We start from the raw sequence: 18,973 nt of genomic DNA, 5'->3' as shown, positions 1-18,973 counted from the left end.
TCTCTAGCTCGACGAGCTGTCGTACCAGGGTCAACATCCAACCAGGCCGAAAACGTTCCCGCTCGTGCCTTTTTCTCGAAAACCTTCCTTCCGAGTCGACCGGATGCTGCCGGGTGGCGGCGAATGAGCCGTATCGCGTTGGCTTACGTATTCATCGCGCTTGTCGGGGGTCCGTCCTCCGGCGGGATTGCCGTTGTTCATGAGGACGTGCCCGGAGCCTAAATGGTTCATGCCTCGAAGGGAACGTGATGTCCATGTCACCCTACCCAGGGATCGAACAGATGAACGATGCTCGACTAGCATGGCTCCTCCCGACGGGTGGCGTCACAAAGGCTCTACCAGGCCTCGGTACCCTCTCCTCGGTGACCCAAGCCGCCCTGAGCCCGGAGTCGGGCCAGCAACGAAAATTAAGCGAGGAGCGAACCGCGTGACCGCCGAGACGTCCGTACCGTCCACAGCGCTGCTGACCGGAGCAGACCGGGACGGCGGTTCCAACTACACCGCGCGGCACCTGCTCGTCCTCGAAGGGCTGGAAGCGGTCCGCAAGCGGCCGGGCATGTACATCGGCTCGACCGACAGCCGCGGCCTGATGCACTGCCTCTGGGAGATCATCGACAACTCGGTCGACGAGGCCCTGGGCGGGCACTGCGACCACATCGAGGTGCTGCTGCACGACGACGGCTCCGTGGAGGTCCGCGACAACGGCCGCGGCATCCCGGTCGACGTCGAGCCCAAGACCGGGCTGTCGGGTGTCGAGGTCGTGATGACCAAACTGCACGCCGGCGGCAAGTTCGGCGGCGGCTCCTACGCGGCCTCCGGCGGGCTGCACGGCGTGGGCGCCTCCGTCGTCAACGCGCTGTCCAGCCGGCTCGACGTCGAGGTCGACCGCAACGGCAGCACCCACGCCGTCAGCTTCCGGCGCGGTGTGCCCGGCATCTTCACCGAGTCCGGCCCCGACGCCCCCTTCGACCCGACCAGCGGGCTGATCAAGAAGAAGCGGGTGCCCAAGAGCCGCACCGGCACCCGTGTCCGCTTCTGGGCCGACCGGCAGATCTTCCTCAAGGACGCCCGGCTCTCCCTGGAGAACCTGCACGCGCGGGCACGCCAGACCGCCTTCCTGGTGCCCGGCCTCACCCTCGTCGTCCGGGACGAGCGACGCCCCGCCGGCCCCGACGGCGAGCGGCAGGAGCCCTCCCAGGAGGTCTTCCGCTACGACGGCGGGATCAGCGAGTTCTGCGAATACCTCGCCCAGGACCGGGCCGTCTGCGACGTACTGCGCCTGACCGGCCAGGGCTCCTTCAAGGAGACCGTGCCCGTCCTCGACGACCGCGGCCACATGACCCCCACCGAGGTCACCCGCGAACTCGGGGTCGACATCGCGCTGCGCTGGGGCACCGGCTACGACACCACCGTCCGGTCGTTCGTGAACATCATCGCGACACCCAAGGGCGGCACCCACGTCTCCGGTTTCGAGCGGTCCCTCACCCGGACGGTCAACGAGGCGCTGCGCTCCGCCAAACTGCTCCGGGTCGCCGAGGACGACGTCAACAAGGACGACGCCATGGAAGGGCTCACGGCGGTCGTCACCGTCCGGCTGGCCGAGCCCCAGTTCGAGGGGCAGACCAAGGAGGTGCTGGGCACCTCCGCCGCCTCGCGGGTCGTCGCCACGGTCGTCGCCAAGGAGCTCAAGGCGTTCCTGACCTCCGCCAAGCGCGACACCAGACAGCAGGCACGCGCGGTGCTGGACAAGATCGTGGCAGCCGCCCGCACCCGCATCGCGGCCCGGCAGCACAAGGAGGCACAGCGGCGCAAGACGGCCCTGGAGTCCTCGTCCCTGCCGGCGAAGCTGGCGGACTGCCGCAGCGACGACGTGGACCGCAGCGAGCTGTTCATCGTCGAGGGCGACTCTGCGCTGGGCACCGCGAAGCTGGCCCGCGACTCCGAGTTCCAGGCGCTGCTGCCGATCCGGGGCAAGATCCTCAACGTCCAGAAGTCCTCGATCTCGGACATGCTCAAGAACGCCGAGTGCGGGGCGATCATCCAGGTCATAGGAGCCGGGTCCGGACGGACCTTCGACATCGACCAGGCCCGCTACGGCAAGATCGTGCTGCTGGTGGACGCCGACGTGGACGGTGCCCACATCCGCTGTCTGCTGCTGACGCTGTTCCAGCGCTACATGCGGCCGATGGTCGAGGCCGGACGGGTGTTCGCCGCGGTGCCCCCGCTGCACCGGGTGGAGCTGAGCCACCCCAAGAAGGGCCAGGACCGTTACGTCTACACGTACTCCGACAACGAGCTGCGCACCACGCTGCTGGAGTTCCAGCGCAAGGGGATCCAGTACAAGGACTCGATCCAGCGCTACAAGGGCCTCGGCGAGATGGACGCCGACCAGCTCTCGGAGACCACGATGGACCCCCGGTTCCGGACGCTGCGCCGGATCAACATCGGCGACCTGGAGGGAGCCGAGCGGGTCTTCGATCTGCTGATGGGCAACGAGGTCGCGCCGCGCAAGGAGTTCATCACCAGCTCCGCGGCCACGCTGGACCGCTCCCGTATCGACGCCTGAGGGCCCGCCGTGCCCTCAGGGGCCGGTCCCGCGGGCCCCGGGCCCGCAAGGCGCCCGGGGGCGGCGTGGCGCCCGCCTCAGGCCGTACGGACGGTGACCTCCCGCAGCGCGGTCACGTCCATCCTGGCCGGGCTCCCCGGTACCGCGCCGCAGCTCTCGGGGCGGGGCGGCAGCGAGGTGCCCCGCCCGACCTCCACCCGCCAGACGCGGCCGTCGGCGTGCTCCACGGTCACACTCCAGCCGCCCGGCTCCGCGGCGCCGGCCGGGTGGGGCTCGGTGCGGGTGATCCGCAGCGCGTCGGCGCGGTCCTCTCCGGTGTGCTCCCGGACCGCCAGGTCGGCGGCCTGTGCGGGCCGCTCCCAGGCGGAGCGGCCGCGGGCGTTCGCCGTCACCACCTGGCCGTCGCGGACGGCGTGCAGGATCTCCTTGACGGCCCGGGCGGTGACGCGGCCGTAGGCGTAGCCGTACGGGAGGACGAACAGGGTCGGCGCGAAGCGGTGGCCGCCGATGTGGGTGACCTCCCAGACGGCCTCACCCGTGGCGGCGAGTTCGTCGACCAGCGGCCGGCCGAGCAGGGCGCAGCACCGGTCGCGCTTGCCGTTGGTGCAGACGAGGACGAGCGGATCGCCCTCGTACGGCTCCCAGAGGCCGCCGTGCTCACCGGCGCCGAGGGCGGGGAAGTCCAGCTCCAGCAGATCCGCCGGATCGGTGAGGAGGGCCGTACGGGTCCAGGAGCGGCCCGGCAGGGTGTGGGCGAGGTGGACCCGGCGCTCGCGGCCCCCGGGGTGGTCCGCGTGCCGGCCGGGCCTGCGGATGAGGGCGACGCGGACCCCGGTGCCGGCGGCGGCGGTTTCCAGGGCGCGGCCGAGGGCGGGGTCGAGGTGGCTGGATGTGAGCGCTTTGGCACCCCAGGGGCCCGGCTGTTCGATCAGCAGCCAGGTCCGGGCGGTGGCGGCCGTCCCGGCCAGGGGTTCGGACAGTTCCCGGGATGCCGCCGCGCACGTGCTCACACAGGTGAGCCTAACCTGCGATGACGGGAGGCCGCCGGGCGAGCGGGTCCGCCACGGCGCCGGGAGGGGCGGCGGTGCCGGACGCGATGGACCGAGCGTGAGTGTTCGATCGCATACGGTCACCGGGGAGCCGTCCGGCTGCCGTCCGGTCCCTCTCCGGCCGGGGAGGGCCGAGGTGGCGGAGACGGGCCGGACGGCAGCCGGACGGCGCCTCCGGTCGCCCGGCGCGCTGCCGCCCGGGCACGCGAATCCCCGTCCGGAAAGGCCCGGTTCAGGGGTTCACGGGTTCGCGGGTTCACGTATTCAGGTGTGCAGGCGTTCGGGTTCACGGGTTCACAGCGGCAGAGCGCTCGGCGGGTTCTCCTCCCGTTCGGCCCGGTCCGCGGGCTCCCGCGGAACCTCCCGTACGGGATCGGGCGGGCCCTCCGGCCGGGGGTCCCTCGGGGCGGGCAGGACTCCGGAGCCGTGGAGGAGTTCGCGGGCGGCGGCGATGGCCTCGGGCGTGCTGGCGAACACGCGTCCGGTGGCGTCGAGCCGTCCGATGACGCCGAGCGCCTCCAGCGGGCGGTGGTGGCCGTCGCGGATGCCGGAGACCAGCACGGTGATCCCGCGGCGTTCCAGTTTCTCGATGGCGTCCTTCAGCACCAGGGAGCCGCTGGCGTCGATGGTGGTCACCCGTGACATGCGCAGGATCACCACGGAGACGTCCGCGACCTCGGAGAGCTCCAGCAGGAAGCGGTGGGCGGCGGCGAAGAAGAGCGGTCCGTCGAGGCGGTACGCGACGATGTGCTCGGCCAGCAGCGCGTGTTCGGCGGCGTCGTGGCTGCCGGGGGTGTCCTCGTGGTGGAGCGGCACCTCGTCCAGCCGGGCGTTGCGGGCGACCGCCCGCAGCGCCAGCGCGCCCGCGACGACCAGGCCGATGACGACCGCCTGCACCAGGTCGAGGGCCAGCGTGGCGCACGCGGTGAGCACCAGTACGAGGGCGTCGGCGCGGGTGGCGCGGGCCATCGCGCGCACCGAACCGACCTCGATCATGCGGACGGCGGTGGCGAGCAGGACGCCCGCCAGGGCGGCGAGCGGGATACGGGAGACCAGTGGCGCGGCGGTGAAGACGATGACGGCGAGGACCACCGCGTGGGCCAGCGCCGCCAGGCGGGAGGTCGCCCCGGTGCGGACGTTGACGGCGGTCCGGGCGATCGCGCCGGTCGCGGGCACGCCGCCGAAGAGCGGCGAGGCGAGGTTGGCGAGGCCCTGGCCGAAGAGTTCGCGGTCGGGGTCGTGCTTCTGCCCCACGGTCATGCCGTCGGCGACCGCCGCGGAGAGCAGCGATTCCAGGGCGGCCAGCGCGGCGACCGCCACGGCGGGGGCGATCAGCGAGGACAGGGCGGAGAGGTCGACGAAACCGAGCGAGGGCGCCGGGAGTCCGGACGGCAGCGCCCCGATGCGGTCCACGTCCAGCCCGGTCGTCTCGGCGGCGAGCGTCGCGGCCACCACGGCCAGCAGCGAGAACGGCACGGCCGGGCGCCACCGCGCGCCGGCGAGCATCAGCCCGGCGACCGCAAGCGCGATGGTGACCGCGGGCCAGTCCGGGGCGCCGAGGTAGTCCCGTACGGCCTCGAAGGCGGCCACCGTGACCTTCTCCTCGTCCGGGACCGGCACGCCGAGGACCGCGGGTATCTGCTGGAGCCCGATCACCAGGGCGATGCCCACGGTGAAGCCCTCGACCACGGGCGCGGGCACGAAGGCCATGTACTTCCCGGCCCGGGCGGCGGCCAGCAGCAGGAGCAGCACGCCCGCCATCAGCCCCACCATGAGCACGCCGGAGGCGCCGTAGGCGTGGACGATCGGCACCAGGACGACGGTCATGGCCCCGGTCGGCCCGGAGACCTGGAGGCTGGAGCCGCCGAAGACGGCGGCCAGTGCCCCCGCGACCACCGCGGTGGCCAGCCCGGCCTCGGCCCCCAGGCCCGAGGAGATGCCGAAGCCGAGGGCGAGGGGCAGCGCGACGACGGCCACGGTGAGGCCGGCCAGCAGGTCACGGCGCGGACGGCCGCGCATCGCGGCGAGATCGGAGCGCGTGGGCAGGAGTGAGAGGAGCCCGGAGAGGGCCCGTGCGCGGAACCGGTTCACCGTCGCAGGTCCCCGGGCTCCCGCAGTTCGGCCAGCAGTTCGTTGCGGCCGGCCAGCATCTCGGTGAGGATCCGCCGGGCCGCCTTCATCAGGTCCGCCACGTCGCCGCCGGCCAGGGCGTAGACCACGGTGGACCCCTCGCGGGTCGAGGTCACGATGCCGGAGCGGCGCAGCACGGCGAGCTGCTGGGAGAGGCTGGACGGCTCGGTGCCGATGGCGGCGAGCAGGTCCCGTACGGGCATGGGGCCGTCCTGGAGGAGTTCCAGCACCCGGATGCGGACGGGATGCCCGAGCATGCGGAAGAACTCCGCCTTGGCCTGGTAGAGGGGGACCTGCAAGATCGGCACCTGTCGTCGGGGGAGCGGGCGGGAGGCTCACTCCATGATGTGTCCAATTGAAGAATTCTTCAAATCGTTGACGAGCTGGGGCCGTCTATCCTGGCCCGCGACCGTTCCCGCGGCACACCACCGAGCCGGCCCGGCTGATGATGCGACGGAGGCGCCCCTGTGGCCAGGAGACAGATACCGGTCGTCGTGCTGGCGGGGTTCCTGGGATCGGGCAAGACCACCCTGCTCAACCATCTGCTGAGCAGCAGTGACGGTACTCGCGTCGGCGCGATCGTCAATGACTTCGGCAGGATCGAGATCGACGCGATGGCCCTGGCTGGCCAGGTGGATTCCATGGTCTCGCTCGGGAACGGCTGCCTCTGCTGCGCCGTCGACACCAGTGAGCTCGACGGCTTCCTGGAGCGGCTCGCCCGGCCCGGGGCCGGCATCGACGTCATCGTCATCGAGGCGAGCGGGCTGGCCGAGCCGCAGGAGCTCATCCGGATGATCCTGGCCAGCGACAACGAGCACATCGTCTACGGCGGTCTGGTCGAGGTCGTCGACGCCGCCGAGTTCGCCCGGACCCGCACCGCGCACCCGGAACTCGACCGCCATGTGGGCATCGCCGACCTGGTGGTCCTCAACAAGGCGGACCGGGTGGACGCGGCGGGACTGCGGGACACCCTGGAGACGCTGGAACGGCTCGCTCCGCGCGCCCCCGTCATCCCCGCCGCGCACGGGCGGATCGACGCCGGGCTGCTCTTCGACGAACGGACGCGGGGGGAGGACACCGAGCCGGTACGGCAGTTGTCGTTCGAGGACCTCTACCGGGAGGTCAACCGGGAGCGGGCGGCCCGAGGGCCCGTCGGCCGCGACGGCGGGTGCGGTGACGGCTGTGACGGTGGCGGCCACGTCCACAGCGCCTACGACAGCGTGGAATTCACCTCCGCCACCCCGCTGGACCCGCGCCGGCTGATGGCCTTCCTCGACGGCAGGCCGGACGGGCTCTACCGGATCAAGGGCTGGGTCCACTTCGGCGCGGACGGCCACCGCGAGAAGTTCACCCTGCACGCCGTCGGCGACTTCCTGCGCTTCTACCCCTCGCCCTGGGCCCGGGGCGAGACACCGGACACACAGCTCGTGCTGATCGGATCAGGCATCGACACCGGGGCCGTGCGCAAGGAGCTGGAGGCCTGCCGGGCGACGGAGCCGGGGCAGGGCGCCGCCGACGAGACGGGCATGTGGGGCGTGCTGCGGTACGTACAGCGCGAACAGCCGGGAGCGCCGGGGGAGCCGGAAGAGTACGGCGAACCAGGGGCGTACGGGGAAGCCGGGGGCCCGGGGGAGCCGGAGGACGCCGAGTACGCCTGAGCCCGGGGCCCCAGGGACCCGGGCCCCGGGCTCCCCGGCGCCCGGGCTCCCCGGCTCCTGAAGCGCGGTACCTCCGGCGCGCACGACCGCCGGCCCGCTCCGCCCGGCCGGCTACACCGGCCCGGCGACCACCGCGACCGGCTTCGTCAGCGGCATGCCCGAACCGTCCCGGCGCGGGTCCGGCTCCGGCAGCTCCACCGGGGCGCCCGAGGAGCCGGCCGCCCGGGGCGGCGTGGCCCCGGCCCAGGCGAAGACCAGCCGGTCCTCGCCCTTGAGGAAGCGCTGGCAGCGCACTCCGCCGGTGGCCCGCCCCTTGCGCGGGTACTGGTCGAACGGGGTCAGCTTCGCCGACTGCTGCGCCGACGTGTCGAGCGTGCCCTGGGCGGCACCGGCCACGGTGAAGACCGCGGCGTCACCGGCCGGGTCCACCGCGCCGAAGAAGATCACCTCGGCCCCCTCGGGCAGCTTCACCCCGGCCATGCCGCCCGCCGCGCGGCCCTGCGGCCGTACCTGGGAGGCCGGGTAGCGCAGCAACTGCGCCTCACTGGTGACGAAGACCAGGTCCTCGTCACCCGTGCGCAGCTCGACCGCGCCGACGACCCGGTCGCCGTCCCGGAGGCCGATGACCTCCAACTCGTCCTTGTTCGCCGGATAGTCCGGCACCACGCGCTTCACCACGCCCTGCCGGGTGCCGATGGCCAGACCGGGGGAGCTCTCGTCGAGCGTGGTCAGGCAGATGAGCTCCTCGCCCTCGTCGAGGGTGAGGAACTCGGCGATCGGCGCGCCCCCGGACAGATTCGGGGCGGAGGCCGTGTCGGGAAGCTGCGGCAGGTCGATCACGGACAGGCGCAGCATCCGCCCGGTGGAGGTCACCGCGCCGACATGGCCGCGGGCCGTGGCCGGGACCGCGGAGACGATCACGTCGTGCTTGACGCGCTTCGTGGAACCGCCTTCCAGCGGCTCGCCGTTGGCGGTACGGGCCAGCAGGCCGGTGGAGGAGAGCAGCACCCGGCACGGGTCGTCGGCGACCTGCAGCGGCACCGCCTGCACCGGGGCGTCCGCCGACTCCAGCAGTACCGTGCGCCGGTCGGTGCCGAACTTCTTCGCCACCACGGCGAGTTCCGAGGAGACCAGCTTCCGCAGCTCCGCGTCGGAGTCCAGGATGCGGGTCAGCTCCGCGATCTCGGTGTTGAGGCGGTCCCGCTCCGACTCCAGCTCGATCCGGTCGAACCGGGTCAGCCGGCGCAGCGGGGTGTCCAGGATGTACTGGGTCTGGATCTCGCTGAGCGAGAAGCGGGCGATCAGCGACTGCTTGGCCTCGGCGGAGTTGTCGCTGGAACGGATGATCCGGATGACCTCGTCGATGTCGATCAGCGCGGTCAGCAGGCCCTCGACCAGGTGCAGCCGGTCGCGGCGCTTGCCGCGCCGGAACTCGCTGCGCCGCCGGACCACCTCGAAGCGGTGGTCCAGATAGACCTCCAGCAGCTCCTTGAGCCCCAGCGTCAGCGGCTGGCCGTCCACCAGCGCGACGTTGTTGATGCCGAAGGACTCCTCCATGGGCGTCAGCTTGTAGAGCTGCGCCAGCACCGCCTCCGGGTTGAAGCCGTTCTTGATCTCGATGACGAGCCGCAGGCCGTGCGACCGGTCGGTAAGGTCCTTGACGTCCGCGATGCCCTGGAGCTTCTTGGCGCCCACCAGATCCTTGATCTTGGCGATGACCTTCTCGGGCCCGACGGTGAACGGCAGTTCGGTGACGACGAGGCCCTTGCGGCGGGCGGTGACGTTCTCCACCGCCACGGTGGCGCGGATCTTGAAGGTGCCGCGGCCGGTCTCGTAGGCGTCGCGGATGCCGGCCAGCCCGGCGATCCGGCCGCCGGTCGGCAGGTCCGGGCCGGGTACGAAGCGCATCAGCGTGGCCAGATCGGCGCCCGGGTGCTTGATCAGATGCCGGGCGGCGGCGATCACCTCGCCCAGGTTGTGCGGCGGCATATTGGTCGCCATGCCCACCGCGATGCCCGAGGCCCCGTTCACCAGCAGGTTCGGATACGCGGCCGGCAGGGCGGCCGGCTCCCGCTCCTGGCCGTCGTAGTTGGGGGCGAAGTCGACCGTGTCCTCGTCGATCGACTCCGTCATCAGGGAGGTCGCGGCGGCCATCCGGCACTCGGTGTACCGCATGGCGGCGGGCGGGTCGTCGTTGCCCAGGGAGCCGAAGTTGCCGTGGCCGTCCACCAGCGGGAGCCGCATCGAGAACGGCTGCGCCATGCGCACGAGGGCGTCGTAGATCGAGGCGTCGCCGTGCGGGTGGAGCTTGCCCATCACCTCGCCGACAACACGTGCGCACTTCACGTACGAGCGGTCCGGCCGCAGGCCCATCTCGTTCATCTGGTAGACGATGCGCCGGTGGACGGGCTTGAGGCCGTCGCGGGCGTCGGGGAGGGCGCGCGAGTAGATGACCGAGTAGGCGTACTCCAGGAAGGAGCCCTGCATCTCGTCCACGACGTCGATGTCGAGGATGCGCTCCTCGAATTCCTCGGGAGGCGGGGTCTTCGTACTGCGGCGGGCCATCGCGGCTGCTGCTCCTTAGGACTTCGAAACTTCGCTGGGCGGGGGTTGGTGACGCGGACCATTGTGGACCCCGCCGCGGACAGCGCGGCCCACGACCCGTCCGAACGGCACGCTACGGGAACTTCGGCAGGTCTCCCGCCGCTTGCATACAGTGGCAGCACTCATCATCTCCGCACCCCTCACCCGCGATCGAAGGGACGTACATGCCCATGGGTCACACGGCCACCGAGAAGGCCGGGTCCGGCGGCCTGACAGCGACGGAGCACCGGCTGGCCAACGGTCTGCGCGTGATCCTCTCCGAGGACCACCTGACCCCGGTCGCCGCGGTCTGTCTCTGGTACGACGTCGGCTCCCGCCACGAGGTACAGGGCCGCACCGGCCTGGCACACCTCTTCGAGCACCTGATGTTCCAGGGCTCCGCGAACGTGAAGGGCAACGGCCACTTCGAGCTGGTGCAGGGCGCCGGCGGCTCGCTCAACGGCACCACGAGCTTCGAGCGGACCAACTACTACGAGACCATGCCCGCCCACCAGCTCGAACTCGCGCTCTGGCTGGAGGCCGACCGCATGGGCAGCCTCCTCGTCGCCCTCGACGACGAGAGCATGGAGAACCAGCGGGACGTCGTGAAGAACGAGCGCCGCCAGCGCTACGACAACGTCCCCTACGGCACCTCGTTCGAGAAGCTGACCGCCATGGCCTACCCCGAGGGCCACCCGTACCACCACACCCCCATCGGCTCGATGGCCGACCTCGACGCCGCCTCCCTGGAGGACGCCCGGAACTTCTTCCGGACGTACTACGCGCCGAACAACGCCGTCCTCGCGGTCGTCGGCGACATCGACCCCGAGCGGACCCTCGCCTGGATCGAGCGCTACTTCGGCTCCATCCCCGGCCACGACGGCAAGCAGCCGCCGCGCGACGGCGCCCTGCCCGACATCATCGGCGAGGAGCTGCGGGAGGAGCTGCGCGAGGAGGTCCCGGCCCGCGCGCTGATGTCCGCCTACCGGCTCCCGGAGGACGGCACCCGCGCCGCCGACGCCGCCGATCTGGCCCTGACGGTCCTCGGCGGCGGCGAGTCCTCCCGGCTGTACAACCGGCTGGTCCGCCGGGACCGCCTCGCCGTCGGCGCGGGCTTCGGCCTGCTGCGGCTGGCGGGCGCCCCCTCGATGGGCTGGCTGGACGTCAAGGCGTCCTCCGGTGTGGAGATCCCCGCCATCGAACGGGCGGTCGACGAGGAGCTGGCCCGGTTCGCCGAGGAGGGCCCGACCCCGGAGGAGATGGAGCGCGCCCAGGCGCAGCTGGAGCGCGAGTGGCTGGACCAGCTCGCCACCGTCGGCGGCCGCGCCGACCAGCTCTGCCGGTACGCCGTCCTCTTCGGCGACCCGCAGCTCGCGCTGACGGCGGTACAGCGGCTGCTGGAGGTCGGCCCCGAGGAGGTGCGCGAGGTGGCGGCGGCGCGGCTGCGTCCCGACAACCGCGCCTCGCTCGTCTACGAGCCGGCCGGGCCCGGGCACGAGCCCGGCGACGGCGCGGACGTCACCGAGGGCACCGACGGCACCGACGAGAAGGAGGCGGCCCAGTGAGCGACGCCGGGACCACCATGACCTACCACCCGATGCCGCGCGCCGGGGAGCCCACGCCCTGGGCCTTCCCGACCCCCGAGCGGGACACCCTGCCCAACGGGCTGACGGTGCTCCACTGTCACCGCCCCGGCCAGAAGGTGGTGGCCGTCGAGATCAATCTGCAGGCACCCCTGGAGGCCGAGCCGGAGGGCACCGAGGGCGTCGCCACGATCATGGCGCGCGCCCTCTCGGAGGGCACCGACAAGCACACCGCCGAGGAGTTCGCCGCCGAACTGGAGCGCTGCGGCGCCACCCTGGACGCGCACGCGGACCACCCCGGGGTCCGGGTCTCCCTGGAGGTCCCGGCCTCCCGGCTGGCCAAGGCGCTCGGGCTGCTCGCCGACGCCCTGCGGGCCCCGGCCTTCCCCGGGGATGAGGTCGAGCGGCTGGTCCGCAACCGTCTCGACGAGATCCCGCACGAGCTGGCCAACCCCGCCCGCCGGGCCGCGATGGAGCTCTCCAAGGAGCTGTTCCCGGCCGAGTCCCGGATGTCCCGGCCCCGGCAGGGCACCGAGGAGACCGTCGCGCGGGTGGACGCCGCCGGGGTCCGCGCGTTCTACGCGGCGCACATCCGCCCCGCCACCGCGACCGCGGTGATCGTGGGCGACTTCACCGGCATCCCGCTGGCCGAGGTCCTCGCCGGCACCCTGGGCACCTGGACCGGCGGCACGGCCGAGGCCCGCCCCGTACCGGCCATCACGGCGGACGACACCGGCCGGGTCGTGATCGTGGACCGGCCGGGCGCGGTGCAGACCCAGGTCCTCATCGGCCGCGTCGGCCCCGACCGGCACGACCGGGTCTGGGCGGCGCAGGTGCTCGGCGTCTACTGCCTCGGCGGCACGCTCACCTCCCGCCTGGACCGGGTGCTGCGCGAGGAGAAGGGCTACACCTACGGCGTGCGCGCCTTCGGCCAGGTGCTGCGCTCGACGCCCGAGGGCACGGGTGCCTCGCTGCTGGCCATCAGCGGCTCGGTCGCCACGGACGTCACCGGCCCGGCCCTGGAGGACACCTGGCAGGTGCTGCGCACCCTCGCCGCCGGCGGGCTGACCGACGAGGAGCGCGATGTGGCCGTGCAGAACCTGGTCGGGGTCGCGCCGCTCAAGTACGAGACCGCCGCGGCCGTCGCCGGGACCCTGGCCGACCAGGTCGAGCAGTACCTTCCGGACGATTTCCAGGCGCAGTTGTACGCCCGGCTCGCCGAGGCCGGCACGGTGGAGGCCACCGCCGCCGCGGTCAGCGCGTTCCCGGTGGACAACCTGGTGACGGTGCTGGTCGGGGACGCCTCCGCGATCGAGGAGCCGGTCCGGGCGCTGGGCATCGGGGAGGTCAAGGTCGTCAGCGGCTGAACGGCCGCGCCGGTCACCGGCGTTCGGGACGCGCCCTGTCGAGCGGGACGCGACCTGCCGGGCACGCGGCCGTGACGCACCGTCGGAACCGGCGGTCCGTCACGGCCGTTTCCCGTCACGCCGGTACGGCACACGGGGCCGGACGGAGGGTCTGGAGGAGGGTCCGGCGGCGGGCCCGGCGGAGGCGCCGGTTCCGCCGTTCCGTCCGGGCGGGGAGCCCCGCCCTTTGACCCGTTTTGCCGCGGTGCGGGTGTTCTCTCCTGTGGCCTCCGCAACAAAAAGCCGGTTTTGTTTGGCGCGGCGGAGCCGTCCGTCTTAGCGTCGATCCGGCTGTCCGGCCGGGCACTTCGCCGCAAACCGCGGCACCGGGCAGTCATCGCCGAGTCCCCATGGCGCGAGCCAGGGGAGCCGGGGACCCTCCTTCCCGCACCTCACCGGTGCGGGACGGGCCGCACCGCACCGCCGACGGCGGTACGGGAACGGTCCGGTCCCTTGGGGTGAATCGGGCGCCTCCCCGCGAGGGGCCCGTAGGAGACCTTCCTGCTCCGAACCCGTCAGCTAACCCGGTAGGCGAGAAGGAAGGAAAGGACAGCCGCACCCTATGCCGCCCACCCGTACCACCGGGAAGCACCGCCGTCCGAGCCGTCGCGGCATCCGCCCCGCGCGCGTCGCCGGCATGGCCACCCTCGCCACCAGCGGCGTGGCCGCCACCCTCGCCTCCCCGGCGTTCGCCGCCGATGACAGCGCCCGCGGGGCCGCGGACACCGGGCTCCGCCAGGCGGTCGTCCTCGACGACACCCTCGGCGAGCGGATCGGCGACCAGGCCGAGGCCCAGCAGTCCGCCGCCGACGTCGCCGCCGCCATGGAGCGGGCCGAGGCCGCGGCCAAGCGCGAGGCCGCCGAGGCCAAGCGGATCGCCGACGCCCGGGCCAAGGAGGAGCGCGCCGCCAAGGAGCGGGCCGCCCGCGAGGCCGAACGCAAGCGCCTCAACACCTTCGTGCTGCCGGTCGACGGCAGCTTCGTCTCCACCCAGTACCACGCCTCCGGGGCCGCCTGGTCCTCCGGCACGCACACCGGGATCGACTTCAAGGCCGCCGAGGGCACCCCGGTCAAGTCCGTGGGTTCGGGCACCGTCGTCGAGGCCGGCTGGGACGGCTCCTACGGCAACAGCGTCGTCATCAGGATGAACGACGGCACCTACACCCAGTACGGGCACCTGTCCGCCCTCAACGTCACCGCGGGCCAGGCGGTCACGCCCGGACAGCAGATCGGTCTCGCCGGGAACACCGGCAACTCCTTCGGCGCGCACCTCCACTTCGAGGCCCGCACCACCGCCGAGTACGGCTCCGACATCGACCCCGTCGCGTACCTGCGGTCGCACGGCGTCTCGGTCTGACACCCGGCGCGACGGAAGACCCCGGCCCTCCCGGCCGGGGTCTTCCGCGTATCCGGCTCCCGACGGCCCCGGGGCGTGCGGCCGTGCGCCGTGCGGCCGTCCGGACCGCCTCCCGCCGTGGCCGGTTTCCTGGCCGGATCGCCTGCACCGGCGCGCATCCCCGTCACCATATTCCGCGTCCTGCAATACAGTTCGGGAATGTCGAGCCCTGTGTTCCACGGGAATTCCAGTGGAGGTCCGGAAATGCGGAGTCGGAGATGAACGGTGATTCGCCGCCCGCCGGCCGCCGTATTCCGGCGCACGCGGTGCGCCATGCGATCCGCGAGGACATCGTCGCCGGGACGTACCCCTTCGGCAGCCGCCTCACCGAGGAGCTGCTCGCCCGCCGCTACGGCGTCTCGCGGGTCCCGGTGCGGGAGGCCCTGCGGGCCCTGGAGTCCGAGGGGTTCGTCACCACGCGGCGGCACGCGGGAGCCTGTGTGGCCGAGCCGACGGAGCGGGAGGCGGCCGACCTGCTGGAGATCCGCTCCCTGCTGGAGCCGCTGGCCGCGGGGCGGGCGGCGCAGCGCCGCACCGAGGCGCATCTCAAGGTGCTGCGCGGGCTGGTGGCGCTCGGCCGGGAGCGGGCGCGCCACGGGCAGGCGGCGGATCTGCGCTCGCTGGACACCTGGTTCCACGAGACGCTGGCCCAGGCCTCGGGCAGTCCCAGCCTGATCGCCCTGCTCACCCAGGTCCGCCGCAAGATCGCGTGGGTGTACGCGGCCCCGCGGTCGGCGCCCACTGCCGACACCTGGACGGAGCGCGGCGCCATCGTGGACGCCGTCGCGCGGGGGGACGCGGTCCGTGCCCGGGCCCTCATGGCGGCGCACACCGAACTCGCGCCGCCGGAGGGCAGCCGGCTGCGCCGTCCGGCCGCGGTGAGGAATCCGAAACAATCCGTCAACACGGAACGCGTCCAGAATTAACCATGCGGGCGTAATGCGGGCGTGGGGAAAAGGGGGCGAAGAAGCGGGGAAGGTGCGGACGGTACGTGTATACGGGGCGGTGACGCGGATTCGGGGAGGGCGAGAAGAAGCGGCTTCCGCAAGGGCGCCGCATTGTTTTCCGGTACGCCCTCGCGCGGGACGGCCCCGGGCCGCGCACGGAAGCCGCGGCCGCCCCCGAGGGGCAACCGCGGCTCCGGTGCGCGCTGTTCGCCGCACCCGGCGGCCCGGAACGGCCCCCCCGCGGAGGGGAACCGCCCGGACCGCCGGGACGGCCCCGGCCTCAGACCGTTTCGGGCAGTTCCTCCAGCCCTTCCGAGACCAGCTTGGCCAGCCGGTCGAGCGCGGCGTCCGCGCCCTCGGCCTCGGAGGTGAGGACGATCTCCTCGCCACCCTGGGCGCCCAGGCTGAGCACCGCGAGCATCGAGGCGGCGTTGACCGGGGAGCTGTCGCCCTTGGCGATCGTCACGGGAACGCCGGAGGCGGTCGCCGCGCGGACGAAGATCGAGGCGGGACGGGCGTGCAGCCCCTCGGCCCAGCCGACGGTGACGCGGCGCTCTGCCATGGTGGTGCCCTTCGGTCGCAGGAAACGGGTAATCCGTGAGCCGTAAGTTGTCTAGACCATTCTGCCACGGTGCCGCAAGTGCCCGGGCCGGCCTGCGGTCACCGTACCGGGGTCCCGCACCCGCTCCCCGGACGGCCCGGAACAGCCGTCCGCCGGCCCGGACCGGCGCACCGGCGCGCGGCACCCCGCGCGCCGGGCCGCACACCCGTACGCTTGGCCCCATGGAAACGCCGTCGGAGCACGTCTATCCGGCCCACTGGGAAGCCGACGTCGTCCTGCGCGACGGCGGCACCGCCCACATCCGCCCCATCACCGAGGACGACGCGAAGCGCCTGGTCGACTTCTACGAGCAGGTCTCGGACGAGTCCAAGTACTACCGCTTCTTCGCGCCGTACCCCCGGCTGTCCGACCGTGACGTCCACCGCTTCACCCACCACGACTACGTCGACCGGGTCGGCCTGGCGGCCGTCGTGGGCGGGGAGTTCATCGCCACCGTGCGGTACGACCGCATCGACGCCACCGGACGGCCCGCCTCCGCCCCGGCCGACGAGGCCGAGGTCGCCTTCCTCGTCCAGGACGCCCACCAGGGCCGCGGCCTCGCCTCCGCCCTCCTCGAACACATCGCCGCCGTCGCCCGCGAACGCGGCATCCGCCGCTTCGCCGCCGAGGTGCTGCCCGCCAACACCAAGATGATCAAGGTGTTCACGGACGCCGGCTACACCCAGAAGCGCCACTTCGAGGACGGCGTCGTCCGGCTGGAGTTCGACCTCGAACCCACCGACCGCTCCGTGGCCGTGCAGCGCAGCCGCGAGCAGCGCGCCGAGGCCCGGTCCGTCCAGCGGCTGCTGGCCCCCGGCTCGGTCGCCGTGATCGGCACCGGACGCCGGCCCGGCGGCATGGGCCGCGCCGTCCTCCGCGCCCTGCTGCACGGCGGCTTCACCGGCCGCGTGCACGCCGTCAACCGGGCCTTCCCCGAGGGCCTGGGCACCCTGGAGCCGGAGGGCGTGCCCGCCCACCGCACCGTCGGGGAGATCGGCGGGGCCGTGGACCTCGCCGTCGTCGCCGTCCCCGCGGAGTCCGTGCCCGCCGTCGTCGCCGACTGCGGCGAGCACGGCGTGCAGGGTCTGGTCGTCATCTCCTCCGGCTACGGCGAGAGCGGCCCCGAGGGGCGCGAGCGGCAGCGCGAACTGGTCCGCCAGGCCCGCTCGTACGGCATGCGCATCATCGGCCCGAACGCCTTCGGCATCCTCAACACCGCGCCCGGCGTACGCCTCAACGCCTCCCTCGCCCCCGAACTGCCGCCGCCCGGGCACATCGGCCTCTTCACCCAGTCCGGCGCCATCGGCATCGCCCTGCTCTCCGCGCTGCACCGGCGCGGCGCCGGCCACATCGGCACCTCGACCTTCGTCTCGGCGGGCAACCGCGCCGACGTCTCCGGCAACGACGTCCTCCAGTTCTGGCACGACGACCCGGCCACCGACGTCGTCCTGATGTACCTGGAATCCATCGGCAACCCGCGGAAGTTCACCCGCCTCGCCCGCCGCACGGCCGCCGCGAAACCCGTCGTCGTGGTCAAGGGCGCCCGGCACAGCGGCGCCGCCCCCACCGGGCACGCCGTGCCCAGCGCCCGCATCCCCGACGCCACCGTCTCGGCGCTCTTCCGGCAGGCGGGGGTGATCCGCGTCGACACCGTCACCGAACTCGTCGACACCGGCCTGCTGCTGGCCGGCCAGCCCCTGCCGGACGGACCGCGGGTGGCCATCCTCGGCAACTCCGAATCCCTCGGCCTGCTCGCCTACGACGCCTGCCTCACCGAACGGCTCCGCCCGCTCACCCCGCTCGACCTCACCACCCAGGCCACCCCCGACGACTTCCGCACGGCGCTCGCCGCGGCGCTCGCCGACGACGCCTGCGACGCGGTCGTCGTCACGGCCATCCCCTGGGTCGGCGAGGGCGACGGCCCCTCGCCCGACGAGGGCCCGGAGCTGGCCGCCGCCCTGCGCGACGCCGTCCGGGCGGGCGGCGCCGGCAAGCCGGTCGTCGTGGCCCACCTGGAGATGGACGGGCTCGCGGCCGCCCTCGGCGCTTCCGGGGAGGACCCGGCGGCGGCCACCGGGGCGTCCGCCGCCGCGGACGCGGACACGGAGGACGACGGCACCCCGCGCGGTTCGGGCGTCCCCGCCTACCCCGCGGCCGAACGGGCCGTAAGGGCGCTCGCCGAGGCCGTGCGCTACGCCGCCTGGCGCCGGACGGCCGCCGAGCCGGGCCGGGTCCCCGAGTACGAGGACATCGACGAGGCCGGGGCGGGCACCGAGATCGACGACCTGCTCGCCGCCGCCGGCGACCGGGACGCCCGCAGCTTCCCGCTCCCCGCCGACCGCGCCGCCTCCCTGCTCGCCCGGTACGGCATCACCGTCCGGCCCGCGCTGCCCGCGCCCGACGCGGACACCGCCGCCCGGGCCGCGGCCACCCTCGGCTACCCGGTCGCGCTGAAGACCACCGCCCCGCACCTGCGCCACCGCGCCGACCTGGGCGGCGTCCGGCTCGACCTCACCACCGAGGAGGCCCTGCGCCGCGCCTACCGGGAGTTCACCGACTTCCTGGGCAAGCCGGAGGAACTGCGCCCCGTGGTGCAGGCCATGGTGCCCCGCGGCGTCGACACCGTCGTCCGGGCGGCGATCGACCCCGCGGCCGGCGCCGTGCTGTCCTTCGGCCTCTCCGGCGCGCCCTCCGAACTGCTCGGCGACATCGCGCACCGCCTGCTGCCCGCCACCGACCGGGACGCCGCCGAGCTGATCCGGTCCATCCGGGCCGCGCCGCTCCTCTTCGGCTGGCGCGGAGCGGACCCGGTGGACACCGCGGCCCTGGAGGAACTGCTGCTCCGGCTCTCCCGGCTGGTCGACGACCACCCCGAGGTGGTCGCGGTGGAGCTGGAACCGGTCGTCGTCGCCGCCCACGGGCTGAGCGTGCTCGGCGCCTCCGTACGGCTCGCGGCCCCGCCCACCGGTTCCGACATGGGCCCGCGCCGGCTGCCCGTCTACTGAGCCGTCCCGCGGGCGGCCGGGGGCCGGCCGCCGGGCGGTGCCGCCGTTC

The 18,973-nt window shown here is 73.3% G+C and carries 12 protein-coding genes and 1 riboswitch; of the genes, 7 read left to right on the top strand and 5 right to left on the bottom strand.

Going from position 1 to position 18,973, the window contains the following annotated elements; translation table 11 throughout:
• Positions 1–427: 427 nt before the first annotated feature.
• A complete protein-coding gene (locus tag SXIN_RS07410; RefSeq protein WP_019709702.1) occupies positions 428–2,566 on the top strand; it encodes a DNA gyrase/topoisomerase IV subunit B in 2,139 nt (712 codons plus the stop codon).
• Between the two features lie 77 nt (positions 2,567–2,643).
• Here the strand turns inward: SXIN_RS07410 and SXIN_RS07405 are convergent, their stop codons facing one another.
• The 3 genes from SXIN_RS07405 to SXIN_RS07395 form a co-directional block, all read right to left on the bottom strand.
• Complete coding sequence (locus tag SXIN_RS07405; RefSeq protein ID WP_019709701.1) at positions 2,644–3,576, bottom strand: sucrase ferredoxin; 933 nt, start codon at positions 3,574–3,576, stop codon at positions 2,644–2,646.
• A 333-nt stretch (positions 3,577–3,909) separates the two neighbouring features.
• The gene (locus tag SXIN_RS07400) at positions 3,910–5,706 is read right to left on the bottom strand and encodes a SulP family inorganic anion transporter (RefSeq protein ID WP_019709700.1); all 1,797 of its coding nucleotides are present in this window, start codon (positions 5,704–5,706) and stop codon (positions 3,910–3,912) included.
• Positions 5,703–6,044, bottom strand: a complete 342-nt coding sequence (locus tag SXIN_RS07395) for an ArsR/SmtB family transcription factor (RefSeq protein ID WP_039821974.1) — start codon at positions 6,042–6,044, stop codon at positions 5,703–5,705. The genes SXIN_RS07400 and SXIN_RS07395 overlap by 4 nt, the downstream gene beginning before the upstream one ends.
• Before the next feature lie 168 nt (positions 6,045–6,212).
• Between SXIN_RS07395 and SXIN_RS07390 the strand changes: the two genes are divergently transcribed.
• On the top strand, positions 6,213–7,403 hold the full coding sequence (locus tag SXIN_RS07390) for a CobW family GTP-binding protein (RefSeq protein ID WP_039821968.1): 1,191 nt from the start codon (positions 6,213–6,215) through the stop codon (positions 7,401–7,403).
• 111 nt (positions 7,404–7,514) lie between these two features.
• Here SXIN_RS07390 and SXIN_RS07385 read toward each other — a convergent pair whose 3' ends face one another.
• Positions 7,515–9,968 (bottom strand): DNA gyrase/topoisomerase IV subunit A, encoded by a 2,454-nt coding sequence (locus SXIN_RS07385; RefSeq protein ID WP_019709697.1) that lies wholly within the window; start codon positions 9,966–9,968, stop codon positions 7,515–7,517.
• A gap of 203 nt (positions 9,969–10,171) precedes the next feature.
• On the opposite strand from SXIN_RS07385, the gene SXIN_RS07380 reads away from it, so the two are divergent.
• The 4 genes from SXIN_RS07380 to SXIN_RS07365 all read left to right on the top strand — a co-directional run bounded on the left by SXIN_RS07380 (position 10,172) and on the right by SXIN_RS07365 (position 15,297).
• Complete coding sequence (locus SXIN_RS07380) at positions 10,172–11,551, top strand: M16 family metallopeptidase (RefSeq protein WP_095756763.1); 1,380 nt, start codon at positions 10,172–10,174, stop codon at positions 11,549–11,551.
• Positions 11,548–12,936, top strand: a complete 1,389-nt coding sequence (locus SXIN_RS07375; RefSeq protein ID WP_019709695.1) for a M16 family metallopeptidase — start codon at positions 11,548–11,550, stop codon at positions 12,934–12,936. The genes SXIN_RS07380 and SXIN_RS07375 overlap by 4 nt, the downstream gene beginning before the upstream one ends.
• Positions 12,937–13,303: 367 nt before the next feature.
• A riboswitch (cyclic di-AMP (ydaO/yuaA leader) is annotated at positions 13,304–13,523 on the top strand.
• Between the two features lie 14 nt (positions 13,524–13,537).
• Positions 13,538–14,332, top strand: coding sequence for a M23 family metallopeptidase (locus tag SXIN_RS07370; protein WP_095756762.1), 795 nt, complete (start codon positions 13,538–13,540; stop codon positions 14,330–14,332).
• 257 nt (positions 14,333–14,589) lie between these two features.
• Entirely contained in the window at positions 14,590–15,297 is a 708-nt protein-coding gene (locus tag SXIN_RS07365; protein ID WP_019709693.1) for a GntR family transcriptional regulator, read from the top strand.
• 301 nt (positions 15,298–15,598) lie between these two features.
• Here the strand turns inward: SXIN_RS07365 and SXIN_RS07360 are convergent, their stop codons facing one another.
• Positions 15,599–15,880, bottom strand: coding sequence for an HPr family phosphocarrier protein (locus SXIN_RS07360; protein WP_019706451.1), 282 nt, complete (start codon positions 15,878–15,880; stop codon positions 15,599–15,601).
• Between the two features lie 221 nt (positions 15,881–16,101).
• Here SXIN_RS07360 and SXIN_RS07355 point away from each other — a divergent pair, with 221 nt between their 5' ends.
• A complete protein-coding gene (locus tag SXIN_RS07355) occupies positions 16,102–18,924 on the top strand; it encodes a bifunctional acetate--CoA ligase family protein/GNAT family N-acetyltransferase (RefSeq protein WP_095756761.1) in 2,823 nt (940 codons plus the stop codon).
• Positions 18,925–18,973 lie beyond the last annotated feature (49 nt).

This window comes from Streptomyces xinghaiensis S187 (assembly GCF_000220705.2).
Lineage (GTDB): Bacteria > Actinomycetota > Actinomycetes > Streptomycetales > Streptomycetaceae > Streptomyces > Streptomyces xinghaiensis.
The sequence above is the reverse complement of the archived record's forward strand: the minus strand, read 5'-3'. Positions and strand labels throughout refer to the sequence as shown.